The sequence below is a fragment of the Micromonospora sp. SL4-19 genome, assembly GCF_047921475.1.
GTDB lineage: Bacteria > Actinomycetota > Actinomycetes > Mycobacteriales > Micromonosporaceae > Micromonospora.
In genome coordinates, this window is sequence record NZ_JBLROB010000002.1 from 47,994 (window position 1) to 68,228 (window position 20,235).

The window sequence follows — 20,235 nt, forward strand, 5'->3', positions numbered from 1 at the left end:
GTCGTCCAGCAGCGGGCCGAACCAGTTCACCGGCTCCGCGGGGGTGCGGTGCTGCCGCGCGGGGTGAGGTGAGCGGTCTCGTCCTGGAGGCCGGCGGCCGGCTCGCCCCCGATCACGGCGAGGAGCTGCCGCGCGGCGTGTGCGCCGTATCCGGGGATGTCCCGGCCGAGGGCGGTCAGCGGCGGGTGCACCAGCTGGCAGAGCGGGGAGTCGTCCCAGGCCACGATGGACAGGTCGCCGGGGACGGCGAGCCCCATCTCCTGGGCGACCGAGAGCCCGGCGATCGCCATCACGTCGTTGTCGTAGATCACCGCGGTGGGCCGGTTCGCGGAGCTGAGCAGCCGGCGGGTGGCCCGGGCGCCCTCCTCCCCGGTGTAGTCCGACCAGACCGTGGTGGCGTCGTCCAGCCCCAGCCGCCGGCACACCTCGGTGAACGCGTCGGTACGGATCTCGGTGTGCAGCAGGGTGGGCAGCCCGCCGACCCGGGCGATCCGCCGGTGCCCGAGCGCGACCAGGTACTCCACGGTCTCCACCAGGGCTGCCGCGTCGTCGGACCAGACGTTGGCCAGGCTGCCGGTGTGGCCGGGGCCGCCGATCACCACAGCCGGCAGTTGCAGCTCCTCCAGCGCCGGCACCCGTCGGTCGTCGGTACGCAGGTCGCACACGAGGACGCCGTCCACCCGCCGCTCGGCCCACCACCGGCGGTAGACCGCGATCTCCGCCTCCTGGTCGGCGACCACCTGGAGGGTCAGGGCGTAGGAGCGGGCGGACAGTTCGGCCTCGACGCCGCTGATCAGCCCCATGAAGAACGGTTCGATGCCCAGCGTCCGCGCCGGCCGGCACAGGGCCAGGCCGACCGCGTTGGCGGTGGCGCCGGAGAGCGCCCGGGCGGCGCTGCTCGGGCTGAAACCGATCTCGGCGGCGATCGCCAGGATGCGCTGTCGGGTCGCCTCCGACACGCCGGGCTGCCCGTTCAGGGCGTATGACACCGCGCCCTTGGAGACCCCGGCCCGTCGGGCGACGTCGGCGATGGTCGGCCGCTTCACCGGCGTGCTCCTCCAGTTGTCCGGCCCCGCGGGGGCTCCTGCGCCGCCGGGGGTGACCGGCGGCCGTCACGCTACTGCAACGGGCCCGACCGGCGGTCGGCGCGGCGGGCCTGGGGCTGACCGGGACAGCCCGTCACTTGCCCGGTTAAGCGTACGGCCCCGTCCGGCGTTCTCCACCAGAGCCCGCCTCACGATTCTGCTCCGGAAAGCGCTTCACCACGCATGGTCGCGCTCCCACAATGGTCGGAGGTCGTTCGAGGCGTCTCGCGGCGGACTGACCGTTGACAGTCCGGAGGGTGCCCCGTACGGTGTGCTCACTTATCCGGTTCAGTCAACGTTTCTCGATCTTGGGAGCGTTCCCATTCGGCGCGGAGGATGACATGAAGCGGTCCTGGACGCACTGGGCCCGGGCGGTCACCGTGGGTGCCGTCAGCCTGGTCATGGTCGCGGCGTGCAGCGGACAGAGCACCACCGGCGGCTCGGCTTCGGGCGACGGTCAGATCACTCTGAAGATCAACTTCTGGGGCGACTTCGGCCTCCAGGATCTCAAGGCCAAGTACGAGGCCCAGCACAAGAACGTCAAGATCCAGCTGAACTCCGGCGAATACAACGCCCAGCACGAGGACCTGCAGAAGAAGCTGGTCGCCGGCTCCGGCGCCCCGGACATCGCCGCGATCGACGAAGGCTTCATGGTCCAGTTCCGCAGCCAGTCCGACAAGTTCGTCAACCTGCTGGACAAGGGCGCCGGCTCGTACGAGAGCAAGTACCTGCCCTGGAAGTGGAAGCAGTCGCTGTCGGCCGACGGCAAGACCCAGATCGGTCTCGGCACCGACGTCGGCGGCCTGGCCATGTGCTACCGGACCGACCTGTTCAAGGCCGCCGGCCTGCCCACCGACCGGGACCAGGTCTCCGCCCTCTGGCCCACCTGGGACAAGTTCATCGAGGTCGGCCAGCAGTACACCGCCAAGAGCAAGAAGAAGTTCATCGACGCCGGCAGCAACATGTTCAACCCGATCCTCGGCCAGCAGCCGGTCGGCTTCTACAACGAGCAGGAGCAGCTGCAGATGGACGGCGGCCCGAAGGTCGCCTTCGACTACACCATCAAGGCCATCCAGGCCGGGCTCTCGGCCAACCTCGCCAGCTTCCAGGCCGACTGGGACAAGGGCTTCACCAGTGGGTCGTTCGCCGTGCTCGCCTGCCCCGCGTGGATGCTCGGCCACATCAAGGACACCGCGCCCGGCACGCAGGGCAAGTGGGACATCGCCGCGGTGCCGGGGGGCGGCGGCAACTGGGGCGGCTCCTTCCTGACCATCCCCAAACAGGGCAAGCACGTCGACGAGGCGTACAAGCTGCTGGAGTGGCTGGTGCAGCCGGAGCAGCAGATCGAGATCTTCAAGAAGGTCGGCAACCTGCCCTCGCAGCCGGCGCTCTACGCCGACCCGGCGATCGCCGACTTCAAGAACCCGTTCTTCAACAACGCGCCGGTCGGGCAGATCTTCCCGAAGATGGCCCAGGGCCTGACCCCGCAGTACCTCGGCAAGAAGAACGGCCCGACCCGGGTCGAGGTGGAGAACGTCATCGGCCGGGTGCAGAACAAGAGCCTGAAGCCGGACGCCGCCTGGGCGGCGGCGGTCAAGGCGGCGGAGAAGGCGGCCAGCTCCTGACGGCGGCTCCGCCGCAGTGACTCCTGTGCAGCACCGGTGACGGAGCGGGGCACCGGCCCGCTCCGTCACCGTCCGTCCCGTCACCACCTCGGCCCTGGAGTGATCCGATGTCCACCACCCGTGCCGCAGCCACACCGTCGTCGGGCCGCCGAGCCGCGCCGGAGCGCGGCCGCGGGGGCGGCAGGCAACGGTTGACCTGGCGCGACCGGCTGTACCGCTTCGACCTGCGTTACCTGCCGTACCTGATGATCGCGCCGTTCTTCCTGCTGTTCATCGTGTTCGGGCTCTTCCCGCTGCTCTTCAACGGCGTGGTCGCGCTGCGCAACTACCGCCTCGACGACCCGACGCTGCCGTACTGGGCCGGCTTCGACAACTTCAGCAAGCTCTTCGGCGACGAGTACTTCTGGAACGCCCTTTACAACACCTTCGGCATCTTCCTGCTCTCGACCGTGCCGCAGTTGCTGCTCGCGCTGGTGGTCGCCGCGCTGCTCAACCGCAAGCTGCGGGCGCAGACCTGGTGGCGGGTCGCCGTGCTGCTGCCGTACGTGACGCCGATTGTCGCCTCGACCATGGTCTTCAGCGTCTTCTTCTCCCGCGACTTCGGCATGGCCAACTGGGTGCTCGGCCTGTTCGGCATCGGCGGCGGGGACGACCCGATCGACTGGCGGGCCGACAAGCTGCACTCCTGGATGGCCATCGCGACCATGGTCAACTGGAAGTGGATCGGCTACAACGCCCTGCTCTACCTGGCCGCGATGCAGTCCATCCCGCGCGACGTCTACGAGGCGGCGGCGATCGACGGCGCCAGCCCGTGGAAACAGCTCTGGCGGATCACCGTGCCGATGATCCGCCCGGTGGTGCTGTTCACCGTCATCCTCTCCACCATCGGCGGGTTCCAGCTCTTCATCGAGCCGATGCTCTTCGACCTGAACGCGCAGGCCGCCACGGGCGGTGCCGGCAGGGAGTGGCAGACCATCGCCCAGCTCATCTACAAGGTCGGCTGGAAGGACCTCGACCTTGGCTACGCCGCCGCGATGTCCTGGGCGCTGTTCCTCATCATCCTGATCGTCGCCGGCGTCAACACCCTGCTCACCAACCGACTGTCGGGAGGGCGCAAATGACCGCCGTGACCGCGCCGCCGCCCACCCCGCCGAGCAGGCGGAACCGCCCGCGGCTGATGGGACGGGCCCCGCAGGACACGGCGGCCGGCGTCTGGACCTATCTGCTGCTGGCCGCGACGTTCCTGTTCGGCGCGTTCCCGCTCTACTGGATGTTCGTCATCGCGACCAGCACCGACGAGGCGCTGGCGAAGCTCCCCCCGTCGGTGGTCCCCGGCGACCAGTTCCTGGTCAACCTGCGGGAGGTCTTCTCCCTGCAGGACGTCTACTTCGCCGCCTCGCTGGTCAACAGCGTCATCGTCTCGACCGTGGTGACCGCCTCGGTGCTCTTCTTCTGCTCGCTGGCCGGCTTCGCGTTCGCCAAGCTCCGGTTCAAGGGCAGCAACGCGCTGATGCTCTTCGTGGTGCTCACCCTGACCGTCCCCAACCAGCTCGGGGTGGTCGCCCTCTACATCGTGATGGGCAAGCTCGGCTGGAACGGCACCCTGCTCGCGGTCATCGCCCCCGGCCTGGTCAGCGCGTTCGGCGTGTTCTACATGCGGCAGTTCATCGTCAACAGCGTGCCCGACGAGCTGGTCGAGTCGGCCCGGATGGATGGCGCCACCACCATGCGGATCTACGCGACCATCGTGCTACCGGCGATCCGTCCCGCCCTGGCGGTGCTCGGCCTGCTCATCTTCGTGGCCACCTGGAACGACTTCCAGTGGCCGTTGATCACGCTGGGCGGCACCGACTACCCGACCTCGATGGTGGCGGTGTCCGACCTGGCCAGCGGCAACTACGTGATCTACCGGCGGGTGCTGGCGGGCGCGTTCGTCGCCACCGTTCCGCTGCTGGTGATGCTGTTCATCGGTGGCCGACAGATTGTCCGCGGCATCATGGAAGGCGCGGTGAAGTCGTGAGCCGGCGGGCGTTGCACGAGGGTTGGGTCCTGCGGGCCGTACCCGGTCCGCAGGTACCGCCGGAGGTCGCCGGGCGGGCGGTGTCGGCCACCGTACCCGGCTGCGTGCACACCGACCTGCTGGCCGCCGGCCTCATCCCCGACCCGTACCCCGACGACAACGAGACCCGGCTGGGCTGGATCGGGCGCACCGACTGGGTCTACGAGACCACCTTCGCCTGGCGGCCGGGCGACGACGACCGGGTGGACGTGGTCTGCGCCGGGCTGGACACGGTCGCCACGGTGACGCTCAACGGCACCGAGGTCGGCCGCACCGAGAACCAGCACCGCGGCTACCGGTTCGCCGTCGGGTCGCTGCTGAGGCCCGGTTCGAACACGCTGACCGTCCGCTTCGGCTCGCCGTACCGCTATGCCGAGGCGCACCGGGAGCGGCTCGGTGACCGGCCCAACGCGTATCCGGAGCCGTTCAACTTCATCCGCAAGATCGCCTGCAACTTCGGCTGGGACTGGGGTCCCACCCTGGTCACCGCGGGCATCTGGCAGGAGATAGGGCTGCACGCCTGGTCGACCGCCCGGCTGGTCACGGTCCGCCCGCTGGCGACCGTCGAGGGCGGCACCGGCCGGGTCGAGTTGCACGTCGAGGTCGAGCGGGCCGCCGAGGTGCCGGTCACCGTGCACGCCACGGTCGCGGGCGCCGCCGCCGAGGTCACCGTCGCGCCGGGGCAGCGCACGGCCGTGACGGCCCTCACCGTCCGCGACCCGCGGCGGTGGTGGCCGATCGGGTACGGCGAGCAGGCTCTCCACGATCTCGAGGTCACCCTCCGCGCCCCCGACGGGCGGGAGTTGGACGCCTGGTCCCGCCGGATCGGCTTCCGCTCGGTACGCCTCGACACCACCCCCGACGCGTACGGCACCCCGTTCACGCTGCACGTCAACGACGTGCCGGTGTTCGTCAAGGGCGTGAACTGGATCCCCGACGACGCGTTCCCCAACCGGGCCACCCGGCAGCGGCTGGTCGAACGCTTCGACCAGGCGATCGGGGCCAACGCCAACCTGCTGCGGGTCTGGGGCGGCGGCCGGTACGAGTCGGACGACTTCTACGAGCTGGCCGACTCCCTCGGCCTGCTGGTGCAGCAGGACTTCCTCTTCGCCTGCGCCGCCTATCCGGAGGAGGAGCCGTTCCGCACCGAGGTCGAGGCCGAGGCGCGGGAACAGGTGACCCGGCTGGCCGCCCACCCGTCGCTGGTCCTGTGGACCGGCAACAACGAGAACATCTGGGGCTGGCACGACTGGGACTGGCAGCAGCCCCTCGCCGGGCGGACCTGGGGGCGCGGCTACTACCTGGAGCTGCTGCCCCGGATCGTCGGCGAGCTGGACCCGACCCGGCCCTACTGGCCGGGCAGCCCCTGGTCCGGCCGTGAGGACGTGCACCCCAACGACCCGGCCCACGGCACCATGCACATCTGGGACGTCTGGAACACCGACGACTACCTGAGATACCGGGAGTACGTGCCGCGCTTCGTCGCCGAGTTCGGCTATCAGGCGCCCCCGGCGTACGCGACCCTGCGCCGGTCCCTCTCCGACGAACCGCTCGCGCACGACTCGCCGGGCATGGCCCACCATCAGAAGGCGATCGACGGTGACCGGAAGCTCCGGCGTGGACTGGACGCGCATCTGCCGGTGCCCACCGACTTCGACGACTGGCACTACCTCACCCAGGTCAACCAGGCCCGGGCCATCCAGCTCGGCGTCGAGCACTTCCGATCCCACCGGCCGGTGTGCATGGGCACCATCGTCTGGCAGCTCAACGACTGCTGGCCGGTCACCTCCTGGGCGGCGGTCGACGGCGACGGCCGGCGCAAGCCGCTCTGGTACGCGCTGCGCCGCGCGTACGCCGACCGGCTGCTCACCGTGCAGCCGCGCGATGGCGGGCTGGCCCTGGTGGCCGTGAACGACGCCGGCGAGGCGTGGCGCGCGCCGGCCACGGTCACCCGGTTCACCCTGGCCGGGGAGCCGAGGGCGAAGACCTCGGTGGACCTCGACGTCCCCGCGTACTCCTCGGTGGTGCTGGCGCTGCCGGCGGAGCTGGCGCGGCCGGACGAGGCCCGGCGGGAGCTGCTGGTCGCGGAGGCCGGTGACACCGCGGAGCGGGCGCTGTGGTTCTTCGCCGAGGACCGGGAGATCGACTGGCCGGCGGCGGCGTGGGACGCCGTGGTCGAGCCGACCGGCGACGGCCAGCGGGTCCGGGTGACCGCCCGGACAGTCCTGCGCGACCTGACCCTCTACCCGGACCGGCTGGACCCGGCCGCCCAGGTCGACCAGGCCCTGGTCACCCTGCTGCCGGGGGAGTCGGTCACCTTCACCGTCACCGCGGCGGCGCCGCTCGACCCGGCCGCCCTCACCGCCCGCCCCGTGCTGCGCTGCGTGAACGGCATCACCAGCGGCGCGGCATGAGGGGCCGGCCGGCGGGCGGCTGACGGGCCGCGCGTGGCGGTCGGTCCGGGGCCTCGGGCCGCCCTTGACCGGCTGGCCGAGGGGATGGCGCTGACCGCCTGCAAACTTGATGACGCGGACGAATCGCCGAGGCCGTCGTCGGCGCAGTGCGATCGAGGTGAATCGTCCACGTCATCAAGTTCGTAGCGGTTGGTGCGCTGCCGGCACGCGGGCTGGCGGGCGCCGTCACCACTTGAAGATTTGTGCAAGTGCTAAAGTCGTCAAGGCTTTAGGGAGGACCTTGATGTCGGTGCCGCTGTACCAGGCGAAGGCGGAGCTGTTCCGCACCCTCGGCCATCCGGTCCGCATCCGGGTGCTCGAGCTGCTTCAGGACGGCCCGAAGCCGGTCCGCGACCTGCTCGCGGCCATCGACGTCGAGGCGTCCAGCCTCTCCCAGCAGCTCGCTGTGCTGCGCCGGGCCGGCATGGTCACCTCGTACCGGGACGGGTCGCTGGTCATGTACTCCCTCAGCACCCCCGACGTGGCCGACCTGCTGGCCGCCGGACGACGGATCCTCGGCGCGGTCCTCACCGACCGGGACGCCCTCCTCGACGAGCTGCGCGCCTCCGGGACCGACCGGTGAACGTGCTCGGGCTGCTGCCCGGCCGGGCCGACTGGGCGGCGGTGCGCCGGTCCCCCCGCCGTGACCTGCTCGCCGGGCTGACCGTTGCGGTGGTGGCGCTGCCGCTCGCCCTCGCCTTCGGCGTCACCTCCGGGCTGGGCGCGCAGGCCGGGCTGGTCACCGCCGTGGTCGCCGGAGCGGTGGCCGCCGTGTTCGGCGGTTCCAACCTTCAGGTCTCCGGGCCGACCGGGGCGATGACCGTCGTGCTGGTGCCGGTCGTGCAGCGCTTCGGCGCCCGCGGAGTGCTCATGGTCGGCGCGATGGCCGGCCTGGTGCTGATCGCCCTCGCCCTCGCCCGGCTCGGCCGGTACGTCCGCTACCTGCCCACCCCGGTGATCGAGGGCTTCACCGCCGGCATCGCCGTGGTCATCGCGCTCCAGCAGGTGCCCGCCGCGCTCGGGGTCACCGACGCGCACGGCGACAAGGTCTGGGCGGTGGCCGCCGACGCGGTCGCGCAATTCGTCACACATCCCCGACCGGTTGCCGTCGCGGTGGCCCTCGGCGTCGCGGCACTCATGCTGCTCGGCTCGCGGTGGCGGCCCGGACTGCCGTTCTCCCTGGTCGGCGTGGCCGCCGCGACGGTCCTCGCCGAGTTGGCCCCGGTCGACCTGGTCCGGATCGGCGCCCTGCCGCAGAGCCTGCCCGCGCCCTCGCTCGACTTCCTCGACCTCGGCGCGGTCGGTGTGCTGCTGCCCAGCGCGCTCGCGGTCGCCGCGCTCGCCGCGCTGGAGAGCCTGCTCTCGGCCACCGTCGCCGACGGTATGACCGTCGGCCAACGGCACGACCCGGACCGGGAACTCTTCGGGCAGGGCCTGGCCAATCTGGCGTCGCCGCTGTTCGGCGGCATCCCGGCCACCGCCGCGATCGCCCGGACGGCGGTGAACGTCCGCGCCGGGGCCGCCTCGAAGCTGGCGGCGCTGGCCCACGCGGTCGCCCTCGCCGCGATCGTGCTGGCCGCCGCCCCGCTGGTCGGCCGGATCCCGCTGGCCGCGCTGGCCGGCGTGCTGCTGGCCACCACGGTCCGGATGGTGGAGGCCGGCTCGCTCCGGGCGATCGCCCGGGCCACCCGCGGCGACGCGGTCGTGCTCGTGCTGACCTTCGCCGTCACGGTGATCTGGGACCTGGTCACCGCGGTGGCGGTCGGCCTCGCGGTGGCGGTCGTCCTGGCCCTGCGCGCGGTGGCCCGCAGCGCCCGGCTGGAACAGGTTCCGCTCGACCCGGGCGAGCACAGCGCCGAGGAACACGCCCTGCTGTCCGAGCACATCGTGGCCTACCGGTTGGACGGGCCGCTCTTCTTCGCCGCCGCGCACACCTTCCTGCTGGAACTCTCCGACGTCGCCGACGTGCGGGTGGTCATCCTACGGATGTCCCGGGTGTCCACCATGGACGCCACCGGCGCGCAGGTGCTCGGCGACGCCGTCGACCGGCTCCAGGCGCGCGGCATCGTGGTGCTGCTCTCCGGCATCACCCCCGGCCACGACCAGGTGCTGGACGCCCTGGGCGTGGCCGACGAGCTGCGCCGTGCGGGCCTGGTCTTCCCGGACACCCCGGCCGCCATCCGGTACGCCCGCACGATCGCCCTCGAGCCTGCGCCGGCGGCCGGCCGCTAGCTGCTAGTGCGGTGTCCCCATGGACACCGCACTAGCTCGGCAGGGCGCCGAGCCCGGCGAGCAGTTCCCAGCGCTCGTCCTCGGTGAGCACCCCGTACGCGGGCGCGTCGCGGCGATCGGTCTCGGACTCGATCGCCGCGCGCTCCGGCCCGTCGGGCAGCGCCCTGATCTCGGCGGCGGTCAGCCCGGCCGCCCGCCACGCCGCCCGGTGCGCGTCGGCACGATGGTGCCGCAGCGAGCCGAGCCGGGTGATGAGCAGCATCGCCGGCGAGGCGTCGTCCGGCTCGTACGGTGGCGTCATGGCGCGGAACGCCGGCCCGCCGGTGGCCAGCCCGTGCCCCAGCACCCGGCCCACCAGCTCGGCCAGCCGGGGCACCGCAGCCAGGCCGGGCAGCATCGAGGGATTGGAGGACCACAGCTCCTCGGCGGCCTCGGCGGTCGCCCGCTGCGCGAACAGCGCCAGCTCCCGGCCCAGCTCGGTGAGGTGCCAGGTGCCCTCGGCATCCACCTTGGTCACGCCCTGGGCCAGCTCCCGGCTCATGTCACCGCTGGTGTAGGCCAGCGCGTCGGCGAGGGCGTCGGCCGGCATCGGCCGGGCCAGCGCCCCGGCGAAGAAGGAGTTCTCGTAGCCGAGGTCCACGCCCCGCTCGGCGTAGAACGCCTCCATCCGGGCGCGGGCCGCCCAGCGGGCGCCCACGTAGACCCGGTCGATGACCGGTCGGATCCGTCGCGCGTAGCTCATGGTCGCCTCCACGACGCCGCACGCTACCGGGAAAGGGCACCACGAGGTGCCCCTGCTGTGCCCGCGCCTACAGGGGCCCGCACCTCACTCGGGGACGCGGCGGTAGGCGCCGTCGCTGGCCGAGGTGGCCATCGAGGCGTACGCGCGCAGCGCCGCGGACACCGGCCGCTGCCGGTCGGCCGGGGTGTACGGGCGATCCCGCTTCTCCTCGGCGACCCGGCGGGCCTGCAGCACGTCGTCGGGCACGTCGAGGTGGATCGACCGGGCCGGGATGTCGATGACGATCTCGTCGCCCTCGCGCACCAGCGCGATCAGCCCGCCGGAGGCCGCCTCCGGGGAGACGTGGCCGATGGACAGGCCGGAGGTGCCGCCGGAGAAGCGCCCGTCGGTGAGCAGCGCACAGGAGCGGCCCAGCCCACGGCCCTTGAGGAACGAGGTGGGATAGAGCATCTCCTGCATGCCCGGGCCGCCCTTCGGGCCCTCGTACCGGATCACCACCACGTCCCCGGCGGCGACCGACTTGTTGAGGATGCCCTCGACGGCGGCCTCCTGGCTCTCGAAGACCCGCGCCGATCCGCGGAAGGTCAGGCACTCCTCGGGCACCCCGGCGGTCTTCACCACGCAGCCGTCCGGCGCCAGGTTGCCGTGCAGGATGGCCAGCCCGCCGTCGGCGCTGTAGGCGTGCTCCCGGTCCCGCACGCAGCCCCCGGCCGCGTCGGTGTCCAGCGACGACCAGCGGTTGGTGGTGGAGAACGGCTCGGTGGTGCGCACCCCGCCCGGGGCGGCGTGGAACAACTCGACCGCCTCCGGCGTGGCCGAGCCGCCCCGCACGTCCCAGTCGGCCAGCCATTGCCGAAGACCGGGCGAGTGCACCGCGTGCACGTCCCGGTTGAGCAGCCCGGCCCGGTCCATCTCGCCGAGGATGGCCGGGATGCCACCGGCGCGGTGCACGTCCTCCATGTGGTACTGCGGCGAGTTCGGCGCGACCTTCGCCAGGCAGGGCACCCGGCGGGAGATCGCGTCGATGTCGGCCACGCCGAAGTCCAGCTCCGCCTCCCGGGCGGCGGCGAGCAGGTGCAGCACGGTGTTGGTCGAGCCGCCCATCGCCACGTCGAGCGCCACGGCGTTCTCGAAGGCGGCCCGGTTGGCGATCGAGCGGGGCAGCACCGCCGCGTCGTCCTCGTCGTACCAGCGCTTGGCGATCGCCACCGCGGTGCGGCCGGCCTCGACGAAGAGCGACCGGCGCGCGGCGTGGGTGGCCAGGGTCGACCCGTTGCCGGGCAGCGCCAGGCCGATCGCCTCGGTGAGGCAGTTCATCGAGTTGGCGGTGAACATGCCGGAGCAGGAGCCGCAGGTCGGGCAGGCCGAGCGCTCGATCTGGTCGAGCTGGTCCTCGGTGACCGCCTCGTTCGACGCGGCGATCATCGCGTCGATCAGGTCGATCTTGGAGTGGACGACGCCCTCGATCGCCACGGTCTTGCCGGCCTCCATCGGCCCGCCGGAGACGAAGACCGTCGGGATGTTGAGCCGTAGCGCCGCCAGCAGCATGCCGGGGGTGATCTTGTCGCAGTTGGAGATGCAGACCAGGGCGTCCGCGCAGTGCGCGTTGACCATGTATTCCACCGCGTCGGCGATCAGCTCCCGGCTGGGCAGCGAGTAGAGCATGCCGCCGTGGCCCATGGCGATGCCGTCGTCCACGGCGATGGTGTTGAACTCCCGGCCCACCCCGCCGGCCTCGGCCACCGCGTCGGCGACCAGGCCACCGAGGTCCTTGAGGTGTACGTGGCCGGGTACGAACTGGGTGAAACTGTTGGCGATGGCGACGATCGGCTTGCCGAAGTCGTCGTCGGTCATCCCGGTGGCCCGCCACAGGGCCCGGGCACCGGCCATCGTCCGACCGTGGGTGGATGTCCTCGACCGCAGCTCAGGCATGGCTACCAGTGTGGCACCGCCGTTGCCGGAGGCCCCCGGCACGCGGCTCGTGTCCCAACAGTTGCACATCCGGTACCCCCGGAGATGCGGGCGTCCGGCACAGTTGGGGTCGTGCATTCGTCCCCGGGCGTGGTCGCCGTCGCGGTGCTGAGCGGGCTCGTCGCCGCCGGCGCCACCGCGCTGCTCGCGGCGTCGGCCCGCCGGCGGGTCGGGCCCCACCGGCAGACCCACGTGCTGCTCGCCGTGGCGGCCGGGATCGCGCTGGTCGGCCTCCTCGTCGGGGTGACCGCCGTGCTGGCCGCCGGTGGCCACTGGGCCCACCGGCAGGGGCAGCGCACCGGCTGGGCGACCCTCGTCTCGGTGGGCGGCACGCTCGGCGGGCTCGCTCTCTGCGCCGTCCTGCTCCGCCTGCCCGGCGCCGCGCTCACCCGGGCCGCCACCGCCCGGTTGCTGCTCGACGGTGTGATCATGGCGAGCGCGCTGTGGTTCGTCGGCTGGGTGGCCTTCAGCGAGCCGACCCGGCTGCTCGGCGAGCCGACCCCGGTGGCCTGCGTGCCCATCGTGCTGGCCACGCTGAGTGCGGCGCTCACCGCCGGGCTGGCCCTGATCATGGTGCTGCGGGCGGCCCCACCGCGCGGCCGGCTCGCCCTGCTCGGGGCAGGGGGGACCGGGGTGACCGGCGGGGGCCTGGGCCTGGCCGCCGGGCTCTGCCAGACCGGCCCGGGGATGGCCGTCACCGGTGCCGCAGTGCTGGCCGCGGGCCTGCTGGCCACCGCCGTGGCGGTGCACCGGGTCGACCTGCTCGGGCAGGTGGACGTCGACCTGATCCGCCGTGACGGCGAGTACGCCTTCGTCCCGATGTTCGCCATGGTCGCCTCGGCGATGTACCACCTCGTGCAGGGCGGCAGCTTCGACGGCTTCGGCGTCGTCGCCGGCAGCGTCGAGGGCTTCGCCCTGGTGGCCCGGCAGTATCTCGCCCTCAACGACGTCCGTGGCTACGCCAGCCGGCTGGCCGAGCGGGAGGCCCACTTCCGCGAGCTGGCGCACACCGACCCGCTCACCGGCCTGGCCAACCGGCGTGGGCTGCTGCGGGCGCTGCACCGTTGCGCCGACGCCGGCGTCCCCTGCGTCCTGCTCGGGTTGGACCTGGACGGCTTCAAGAACGTCAACGACATGCGCGGGCACGACGTCGGCGACGCGGTGCTGGCCGAGGTCGGCCGGCGGCTGCGCGGCAACCTGCGCCCGGGTGACCTGGCCGCCCGGCTCGGCGGGGACGAGTTCGCGGTGCTGATGCACGGCGCGAACGATGCCGGGCCGGTCGCGGAGCGGCTGCTCGGGGTGCTCGGCCGCCCGTACGAGGAGGCGGACGGCCCGGTCTTCCTCTCGGTCAGCATCGGGGTGGCCGGCACCTGCGGGGAGACCGAGGTCGAGCGGCTGCTGCGCAACGCCGACCTGGCCCTGCGCTACGCCAAGCAGCGCGGCAAGAACCGGATCGAGCGCTACGACGCCACGTACGACCAACTGCTGCGCCGGCGCACCACGCTCGAGCACGAGCTGCGCGGCGCGATCGAGCGCGACGAGCTGCGGTTGGCGTTCCAGCCGGTGGCCTCGCTGCCGTCGGTCCGCCCGGTCGGCGCGGAGGCGCTGCTCCGCTGGCACCATCCGGAGTTGGGCAATGTCCGCCCGGACGAGTTCATCCCGCTCGCCGAGGAGTGCGGGATGATCTCGACGTTGGGCGCCTGGGTGCTGCACCAGGCCTGCTTCCAGCTCTCCCGCTGGCTGGCCGACGGGCACGACGTATGGGTGTCGGTGAACGTCTCGCCGCGGGAGCTGCACGCTCCGGAGTACGTCGTGCAGGTCGCCGACGCCCTGCGCGCCCACCACGTACCACCGCAGCGGCTGGTGCTGGAGGTCACCGAGCACGCGGTCGCCACCGACCTGGACGAGCTGATCCGGCGGCTGGCCGCGTTGCGGCTCACCGGGGTGCGGATCGCGCTGGACGACTTCGGCGCGGGCTACTCGTCGCTGGGGCAGCTGCGCCGGCTGCCGATCGACATCCTCAAGATCGACCACAGTCTGGTCGCGGAGCACGAGCCGGTTCGGCCGGTCGGCCGGGACGGCCCGGCGTTCGCCCCGATGGTGGACATCGTCATGCGCCTCGGGCACCAGCTCGGCCTGGAGGTGATCGCCGAGGGCGTCACCACCCGCACCGAACTGGCCGCGGTGGTCGCCGCCGGCTGCCGGTTCGGGCAGGGCGCGCTGTTCGGCTGGGGCGTGCCGGCCGAGCACCTGGAGGCGATGCTGGAGGCGGCCACCTCGCCGGGCGCGCGTCCCACCTCCGTGCCGCCCGCCCCGCCGGCCCCACCGGTGCATCCCGGCCCGCCGCTGCTGCCCGGGTTCCGGTCGAACGCCCCCGCGCCGCGTCCCTCGGAGGAGGGATCTTCGCAGGTGGCACCGGCCGTGGAGGGCGCGCCCAGGCCCGACACGCCGACGTCCGTTAACCAGAATGTGGGATCAGTTGACTCATCGCGTGAGATGCGTCAGGCTTAGTCCCATGTCGTCGAACCGGTCGCTGCGAGTACTTACCTGAGCGCACTCTCCCTGATCGAGAGTGCGCTGGCCCCCGTGCATCTGCACGTGGGCTTTTTTGTTGCCGTCTGACCCTCACCGGGACCGCCCGCGTTCCACCCTGAGAAGCGCATCACCCACTCCAGCCGAAGGGCTGAACCGCCATGACGAGACCCACGCCAGAGACCCTCGCCCACGCCGCCCGGCGAGCCCGTCCGGCCACCGAGCCGGCCGGTGACGCCGACCACGCCTCCACCCCCCGTAACGGGGCCGTTCCGGCCGCGCCGGCCGTACGGCAGCCCGGCCCGGCGCAGGTCTCCGGCGCCGGATCGCTGGTGCGGTCACTTGAGGCGCTCGGTGTCGACGTCGTCTTCGGTATCCCCGGCGGCGCGATCCTGCCCGCGTACGACCCGCTCTACGACTCCACCGTCCGGCACATCCTGGTCCGCCACGAGCAGGGCGCCGGGCACGCCGCCACCGGGTACGCCCAGGCCACCGGCAAGGTCGGCGTCTGCATGGCCACCTCCGGCCCGGGCGCGACCAACCTGGTCACCCCGATCGCCGACGCGTACATGGACTCGGTGCCGATGGTGGCGATCACCGGCCAGGTCGCGCGGCCCGCGATCGGCACGGACGCCTTCCAGGAGGCGGACATCCAGGGCATCACCCTGCCGGTCACCAAGCACAACTTCCTGGTGCAGACCGCCGACGAGATCCCGCAGGTGCTGGCCGAGGCGTTCCACCTGGCCTCGACCGGCCGGCCGGGCCCGGTGCTGGTGGACATCCCCAAGGACGTGCTCCAGGCGCAGACCATCTTCGCCTGGCCGCCCACCCTCGACCTGCCCGGCTATCGGCCGACCCTGCATCCGCACGGCAAGCAGATCCGCGAGGCGGCCCGGCTGATGGCCACCGCCCGCCGCCCGGTGCTCTACGTCGGCGGTGGGGTGCTCAAGGCCGGCGCCACCGAGAGCCTGCGCCGGCTGGCCGAGCTGACCGGCATCCCGGTGGTGACCACCCTGATGGCGCTCGGCGCCTTCCCGGACTCGCACCGGCAGCACCTGGGCATGCCCGGCATGCACGGCACCGTCGCCGCGGTCTACGGGCTGCAGAAGGCCGACCTGATCGTGGCGCTCGGGGCCCGCTTCGACGACCGGGTCACCGGCAAGCTGGACTCGTTCGCGCCGGACGCCACCGTCGTGCACGCCGACATCGACCCCGCGGAGATCGGAAAGAACCGGCACGCGGACGTCCCGATCGTCGGCGACGCCCGGCACGTGATCGACGAGCTGATCGCGGCCATCAGCACCGAGCAGGTGGCCCGGCCGGCCGCCGACCTCGGCGACTGGTGGACCCAGCTCGACGACCTGCGCAGGCGCTACCCGCTGGGGTACGAGGAGCCGGCCGACGGCACCCTCTCCCCGCAGTACGTGATCAAGCGGCTGGGCGAGATCGTCGGCCCGGACACCATCTACGTGGCGGGCGTCGGCCAGCACCAGATGTGGGCCAGCCAGTTCATCTCGTACGAGAAGCCGTACACCTGGCTCAACTCCGGCGGCCTCGGCACCATGGGATACGCCGTCCCGGCGGCGATGGGCGCCAAGGTCGGCCAACCGGACACCACGGTCTGGGCGGTGGACGGCGACGGCTGCTTCCAGATGACCAACCAGGAGTTGGCCACCTGCGCGCTGGAGGGCATCCCGATCAAGGTCGCCGTGATCAACAACGGCAACCTGGGCATGGTCCGGCAGTGGCAGACGCTCTTCTACGGGGAGCGCTACTCCAACACCGAGCTGGGCACCCACAAGCACCGCATCCCGGACTTCGTCAAGCTCGCCGAGGCGCTCGGCTGCGTCGGCCTGCGCTGCGAGAACGCCGCCGATGTGGACAAGACCATCGAGGCGGCCATGGCGATCAACGACGCGCCGGTGGTCATCGACTTCGTGGTCGGCAAGGACGCCATGGTCTGGCCGATGGTCGCCGCCGGCACCAGCAACGACGAGATCATGTTCGCCCGGGGCGTCCGCCCCGCCTTCGACGAGGACGAACTCTAATGACCATGCACACGCTCAGCGTCCTGGTGGAGAACAAGCCGGGCGTCCTGGCCCGGGTCTCCGGGCTGTTCTCCCGGCGCGGCTTCAACATCGACAGCCTCGCCGTCGGGGAGACCGAGAACCCGGACGTCTCCCGGATCACCATCGTGGTCAACGCCGAGTCGTCCCCGCTGGAGCAGGTGACCAAGCAGCTCAACAAGCTGGTCAACGTACTCAAGATCGTCGAGCTGGACCCGCAGGTCGCGGTGGCCCGGGAGCTGCTGCTGGTGAAGGTCCGCGCGGACCGCAACGCCCGCGCGCAGGTGCTGGAGACGGTGAGCCTGTTCCGAGCCCGGGTGGTCGACGTCGCCCCGGACACGCTGACCATCGAGGCCACCGGCACCCCCGACAAGCTCGACGCGCTGCTGCGCGACCTCGAACCCCTCGGCATCAAGGAGATGGTCCAGTCGGGCACGGTGGCGATCGGGCGCGGCTCGCGCTCGATCACCGCCGGCCCCGCGCTGCGCGCCGCCTGACCCAGACCGGACCGGCGCCGCGCGCCGCCCGAACCACCGCACAAGTCCACGACGGGCCGCCGGGCACCGCCGTACGAAAGGGAAGTCATGAGCGTTGAGGTGTACTACGACGACGACGCCGACCTGGGCCTGATCCAGGGCCGCAAGGTCGCCGTGATCGGCTACGGCAGCCAGGGCCACGCCCACGCGCTGTCGCTGCGCGACTCCGGTGTCGACGTGGTGATCGGCCTGCCCGCCGGCTCGAAGAGCCGGCCGAAGGCCGAGGAGCAGGGCCTGCGGGTGCTCACGCCGGCCGAGGCGGCGGCCGAGGCCGACGTCATCATGATCCTGGCGCCGGACACCGCCCAGCGGGGCCTGTACGCCGAGGCGATCGCGCCGAACCTGGCCCCCGGCAAGGCGATCTTCTTCGGCCACGGCTTCAACATCCGGTACGGCCTGATCAAGCCGCCGGCCGATGTGGACGTGGCGATGGTCGCCCCGAAGGGCCCGGGTCACCTGGTCCGCCGCCAGTACGTCGACGGCAAGGGCGTGCCGTGCCTGGTCGCCGTCGAGCAGGACGCCAGCGGCGAGGCGTTCGGGCTGGCCCTGGCGTATGCGAAGGCGATCGGCGGTACCCGGGCCGGCGCGATCAGGACCACCTTCACCGAGGAGACCGAGACCGACCTCTTCGGCGAGCAGGCGGTGCTCTGCGGCGGCGCGGCGGCGCTGGTGCAGACCGGCTTCGAGGTGCTCACCGAGGCCGGCTACGCCCCCGAGGTGGCCTACTTCGAGTGCCTGCACGAGCTGAAGCTCATCGTCGACCTGATGTACGAGGGCGGCATCGCCCGGATGCGCTACAGCATCTCGGACACCGCCGAGTACGGCGATCTCTCCCGCGGCCCCCGGGTCATCGACTCCCGGGTCAAGGAGGAGATGCGCAAGATCCTCGGCGAGATCCAGTCCGGCGAGTTCGCCCGCGAGTGGGTGGCCGAGGACGAGGCCGGCCGGCCGAACTTCGCCAAGTGGCGGGCCGAGGGCGCGGCGCACCCGATCGAGGAGACCGGGCAGAAGCTGCGCGCCATGATGAGCTGGGTCGACCGGCCCATCACCGAGACCGCCTGAGCGATCCCGGCAAGGCGGGTGGCCGCGCCCGGCGCTCTCCCCGGCGCCGGGCGCGGCCACCGCCGTCATTCGGCGCCCTCCTCGATCCTGGCGATCTCGTCGGCGACCCGGCCGGCCTCGTCGTGCTGGCCGAGCCGCACCAGCGTGATCTCCAGGTTGCGGAGGGGCCGCAGGAGTTGCCCGGGCGGGATCTCGGCGCCGCCGTCGCGCAGCAGCGCGACGCACTCCCGGTGCGCGTCCACCGCCTCGTCCCACCGGTCGAGGACGTGCAGCCGGTTCCCCAGGTTGCCCAGCGCCTCGGCCAGCCTCAGCCGGTGCTTCGCCGGATCGCCGCGAAAGAGTTCGCGGCGGATCGACACGCACTCCCGCAGCAGCTCGCTCGCGCCGAGCGGGTCCCCGACGCCGTTGACCGCCCGTTCGAGGCCGAACAGGCAGCCGGCCAGCAGGTCGCGGTAGCGCCCGTCGGCGCCGGCCAGCGTCCGGGCCAGCTCCACCGCCTCCCGCCCGGCCGCCAGGGCGTCCGCGGCGTTGCCGCTCGCCGTCTCCCCGTCCGGGGTGACGGGTTCCCGGGCGACCGCTCCGGGCGGTGGGGGGAATGCCCACAGCGCGCAGGTCACCGCCAACGCGTGGGCCAGCCGGGGACGCCATACCTCCGGCAGCTCCTCGGCGTTCGTCCGGCAGAGCGGGACCGCCTCGGCCAGCAGCGCTTCGACCGCCGCCTGGTGGCCCGTCTCGATGTGCAGGTCGGACAGGTCGAGCAGGGCGCGGGCCAGGATGACGTCGTCGTCGATGCCCCGGGCCAGGTCCACCGCCTCGGCGAGCCGGTCGGTCGCTTCGTCCCGGCGGCCGGCCCGAGTCAGCAGCGTGCCGAGGACGTGCAGCGAGTCGGCCAGCCCCGCTGGGTGAGCGGGCGGGCTGGCCTCGACCAGCCAGCGCTGGTGGGCGACCGCCTGTTCCGCCGTCCGGATTGCCGCCTCCGGCTCGCCGAGCCCCTCCCGGCAATCCGCCACTGTGCGCAGCAGCCGGCCCAGTGCCGTACGGGCCTGCCGGGGCTGTAAACGCAGCCAGAGCGGGCTTTCGAGTTCGGCGCGGACCTCCTCGGCGACGACGAGTGCGTCCTCCCAGCGCTCCACCGCGGCCAGGCTCGCCGCCAGCCCGGTCGCCGCCGCGTGCCCCGTCGGCGCCCAGCGGGCCTGCCTGAACAGGGGCAGCGCCCGGTAGAGGTCCATCGCCTCCTGGTGGGCGGCCAGCGCCTCCTCCGGCCGGCCCAGCACGGCCCGGCAGTCCCCGATCACGATCAGCGTCCGGGCCAGCCCCATCCGCTCGCCGGCTCCGACCGGTCGGCAACTCAGCCAGGTCGCCCGGGCCCTGAGCGCCAACGGCAGCGCCTCCCGGGTCGAGCCGGTGAAGTGCAGCGACGCGGCAACGAGCCTGCGCGCCTCGGCGAGGACGACCAGCGCCTCGCGGTCGTCGGTGTCCTCGACGTAGCCGATCGCCTCGCGTCCCTGCGCGATCGCGGAGGCCACGGTGTGGTCGTCCGGGATGGCGGCCTGCGCGACCAGCGCCCGGGCGAGCCCGACGCGGTGCCGGCCCGGCTGATCGCCGTCGAGCCGGCGATAGAGCGCCACCGCCTCCTCGGCGGCGGCCGCGCGCCGGGCGATGAACGTGGGTCGGATGCTCACCTGCTGGGACCGGGTGACCAACGCCTCGGCCAGCCGCGGCTCGTACCGGAGCGGGGCGTGCCGGGCCAGCCGGCGCAGCAGCGCGATACGGACACCAGGTAACAAGGCCGTTCCTTTCCCCGCGTGGGCGCCGGCCTTCGTTGTACTGGTGCCCTGCAAGTGCGGGAACCGGGTGAACGGGGGATGACCG

General features: G+C 72.5%; 13 protein-coding genes and 1 pseudogene. 10 read left to right on the forward strand and 4 right to left on the reverse strand.

Annotated elements, in window-relative coordinates; all coding sequences use genetic code 11:
- Positions 1-26: 26 nt before the first annotated feature.
- A complete protein-coding gene (locus ACNAVT_RS04060) occupies positions 27-1,046 on the reverse strand; it encodes a LacI family DNA-binding transcriptional regulator (RefSeq protein WP_416292946.1) in 1,020 nt (339 codons plus the stop codon).
- A 380-nt stretch (positions 1,047-1,426) separates the two neighbouring features.
- Here ACNAVT_RS04060 and ACNAVT_RS04065 point away from each other — a divergent pair, with 380 nt between their 5' ends.
- The 6 genes from ACNAVT_RS04065 (at position 1,427) to ACNAVT_RS04090 (ending at position 9,454) form a co-directional block, all read left to right on the forward strand.
- On the forward strand, positions 1,427-2,710 hold the full coding sequence (locus ACNAVT_RS04065; RefSeq protein ID WP_416292948.1) for an ABC transporter substrate-binding protein: 1,284 nt from the start codon (positions 1,427-1,429) through the stop codon (positions 2,708-2,710).
- Between the two features lie 107 nt (positions 2,711-2,817).
- A complete protein-coding gene (locus tag ACNAVT_RS04070; protein ID WP_416292949.1) occupies positions 2,818-3,831 on the forward strand; it encodes a carbohydrate ABC transporter permease in 1,014 nt (337 codons plus the stop codon).
- On the forward strand, positions 3,828-4,730 hold the full coding sequence (locus ACNAVT_RS04075) for a carbohydrate ABC transporter permease (RefSeq protein WP_416292951.1): 903 nt from the start codon (positions 3,828-3,830) through the stop codon (positions 4,728-4,730). Before ACNAVT_RS04070 ends, ACNAVT_RS04075 begins: the two co-directional genes overlap by 4 nt.
- Positions 4,727-7,183, forward strand: coding sequence for a glycoside hydrolase family 2 protein (locus ACNAVT_RS04080; RefSeq protein WP_416292953.1), 2,457 nt, complete (start codon positions 4,727-4,729; stop codon positions 7,181-7,183). Before ACNAVT_RS04075 ends, ACNAVT_RS04080 begins: the two co-directional genes overlap by 4 nt.
- Before the next feature lie 283 nt (positions 7,184-7,466).
- Entirely contained in the window at positions 7,467-7,805 is a 339-nt protein-coding gene (locus tag ACNAVT_RS04085) for an ArsR/SmtB family transcription factor (protein WP_416292955.1), read from the forward strand.
- A complete protein-coding gene (locus ACNAVT_RS04090; protein WP_416292957.1) occupies positions 7,802-9,454 on the forward strand; it encodes a SulP family inorganic anion transporter in 1,653 nt (550 codons plus the stop codon). The genes ACNAVT_RS04085 and ACNAVT_RS04090 overlap by 4 nt, the downstream gene beginning before the upstream one ends.
- A 31-nt stretch (positions 9,455-9,485) precedes the next feature.
- On the opposite strand, the gene ACNAVT_RS04095 is transcribed toward ACNAVT_RS04090, so the two are convergent.
- Together ACNAVT_RS04095 and ilvD are read right to left on the reverse strand one after the other, a co-directional pair.
- Positions 9,486-10,196, reverse strand: a complete 711-nt coding sequence (locus tag ACNAVT_RS04095; protein WP_416292958.1) for a hypothetical protein — start codon at positions 10,194-10,196, stop codon at positions 9,486-9,488.
- 84 nt (positions 10,197-10,280) lie between these two features.
- On the reverse strand, positions 10,281-12,128 hold the full coding sequence (ilvD, locus tag ACNAVT_RS04100; RefSeq protein WP_416292960.1) for a dihydroxy-acid dehydratase: 1,848 nt from the start codon (positions 12,126-12,128) through the stop codon (positions 10,281-10,283).
- Positions 12,129-12,212: 84 nt separating this feature from the next.
- Between ilvD and ACNAVT_RS04105 the strand changes: the two genes are divergently transcribed.
- The 4 genes and pseudogenes from ACNAVT_RS04105 to ilvC form a co-directional block, all read left to right on the forward strand.
- Positions 12,213-14,678, forward strand: a complete 2,466-nt coding sequence (locus tag ACNAVT_RS04105) for a putative bifunctional diguanylate cyclase/phosphodiesterase (protein WP_416292962.1) — start codon at positions 12,213-12,215, stop codon at positions 14,676-14,678.
- A gap of 182 nt (positions 14,679-14,860) precedes the next feature.
- Complete coding sequence (locus tag ACNAVT_RS04110; protein ID WP_416292964.1) at positions 14,861-16,747, forward strand: acetolactate synthase large subunit; 1,887 nt, start codon at positions 14,861-14,863, stop codon at positions 16,745-16,747.
- On the forward strand, positions 16,747-17,262 hold the full coding sequence (gene ilvN / locus ACNAVT_RS04115; protein ID WP_416292966.1) for an acetolactate synthase small subunit: 516 nt from the start codon (positions 16,747-16,749) through the stop codon (positions 17,260-17,262). The genes ACNAVT_RS04110 and ilvN overlap by 1 nt, the downstream gene beginning before the upstream one ends.
- A 69-nt stretch (positions 17,263-17,331) precedes the next feature.
- Positions 17,332-18,363, forward strand: a pseudogene (ilvC, locus tag ACNAVT_RS04120) (ketol-acid reductoisomerase); the annotation flags it as partial.
- A gap of 65 nt (positions 18,364-18,428) precedes the next feature.
- Here ilvC and ACNAVT_RS04125 read toward each other — a convergent pair.
- A complete protein-coding gene (locus ACNAVT_RS04125; protein WP_416292967.1) occupies positions 18,429-20,150 on the reverse strand; it encodes a tetratricopeptide repeat protein in 1,722 nt (573 codons plus the stop codon).
- Between the last annotated feature and the right edge of the window lie 85 nt (positions 20,151-20,235).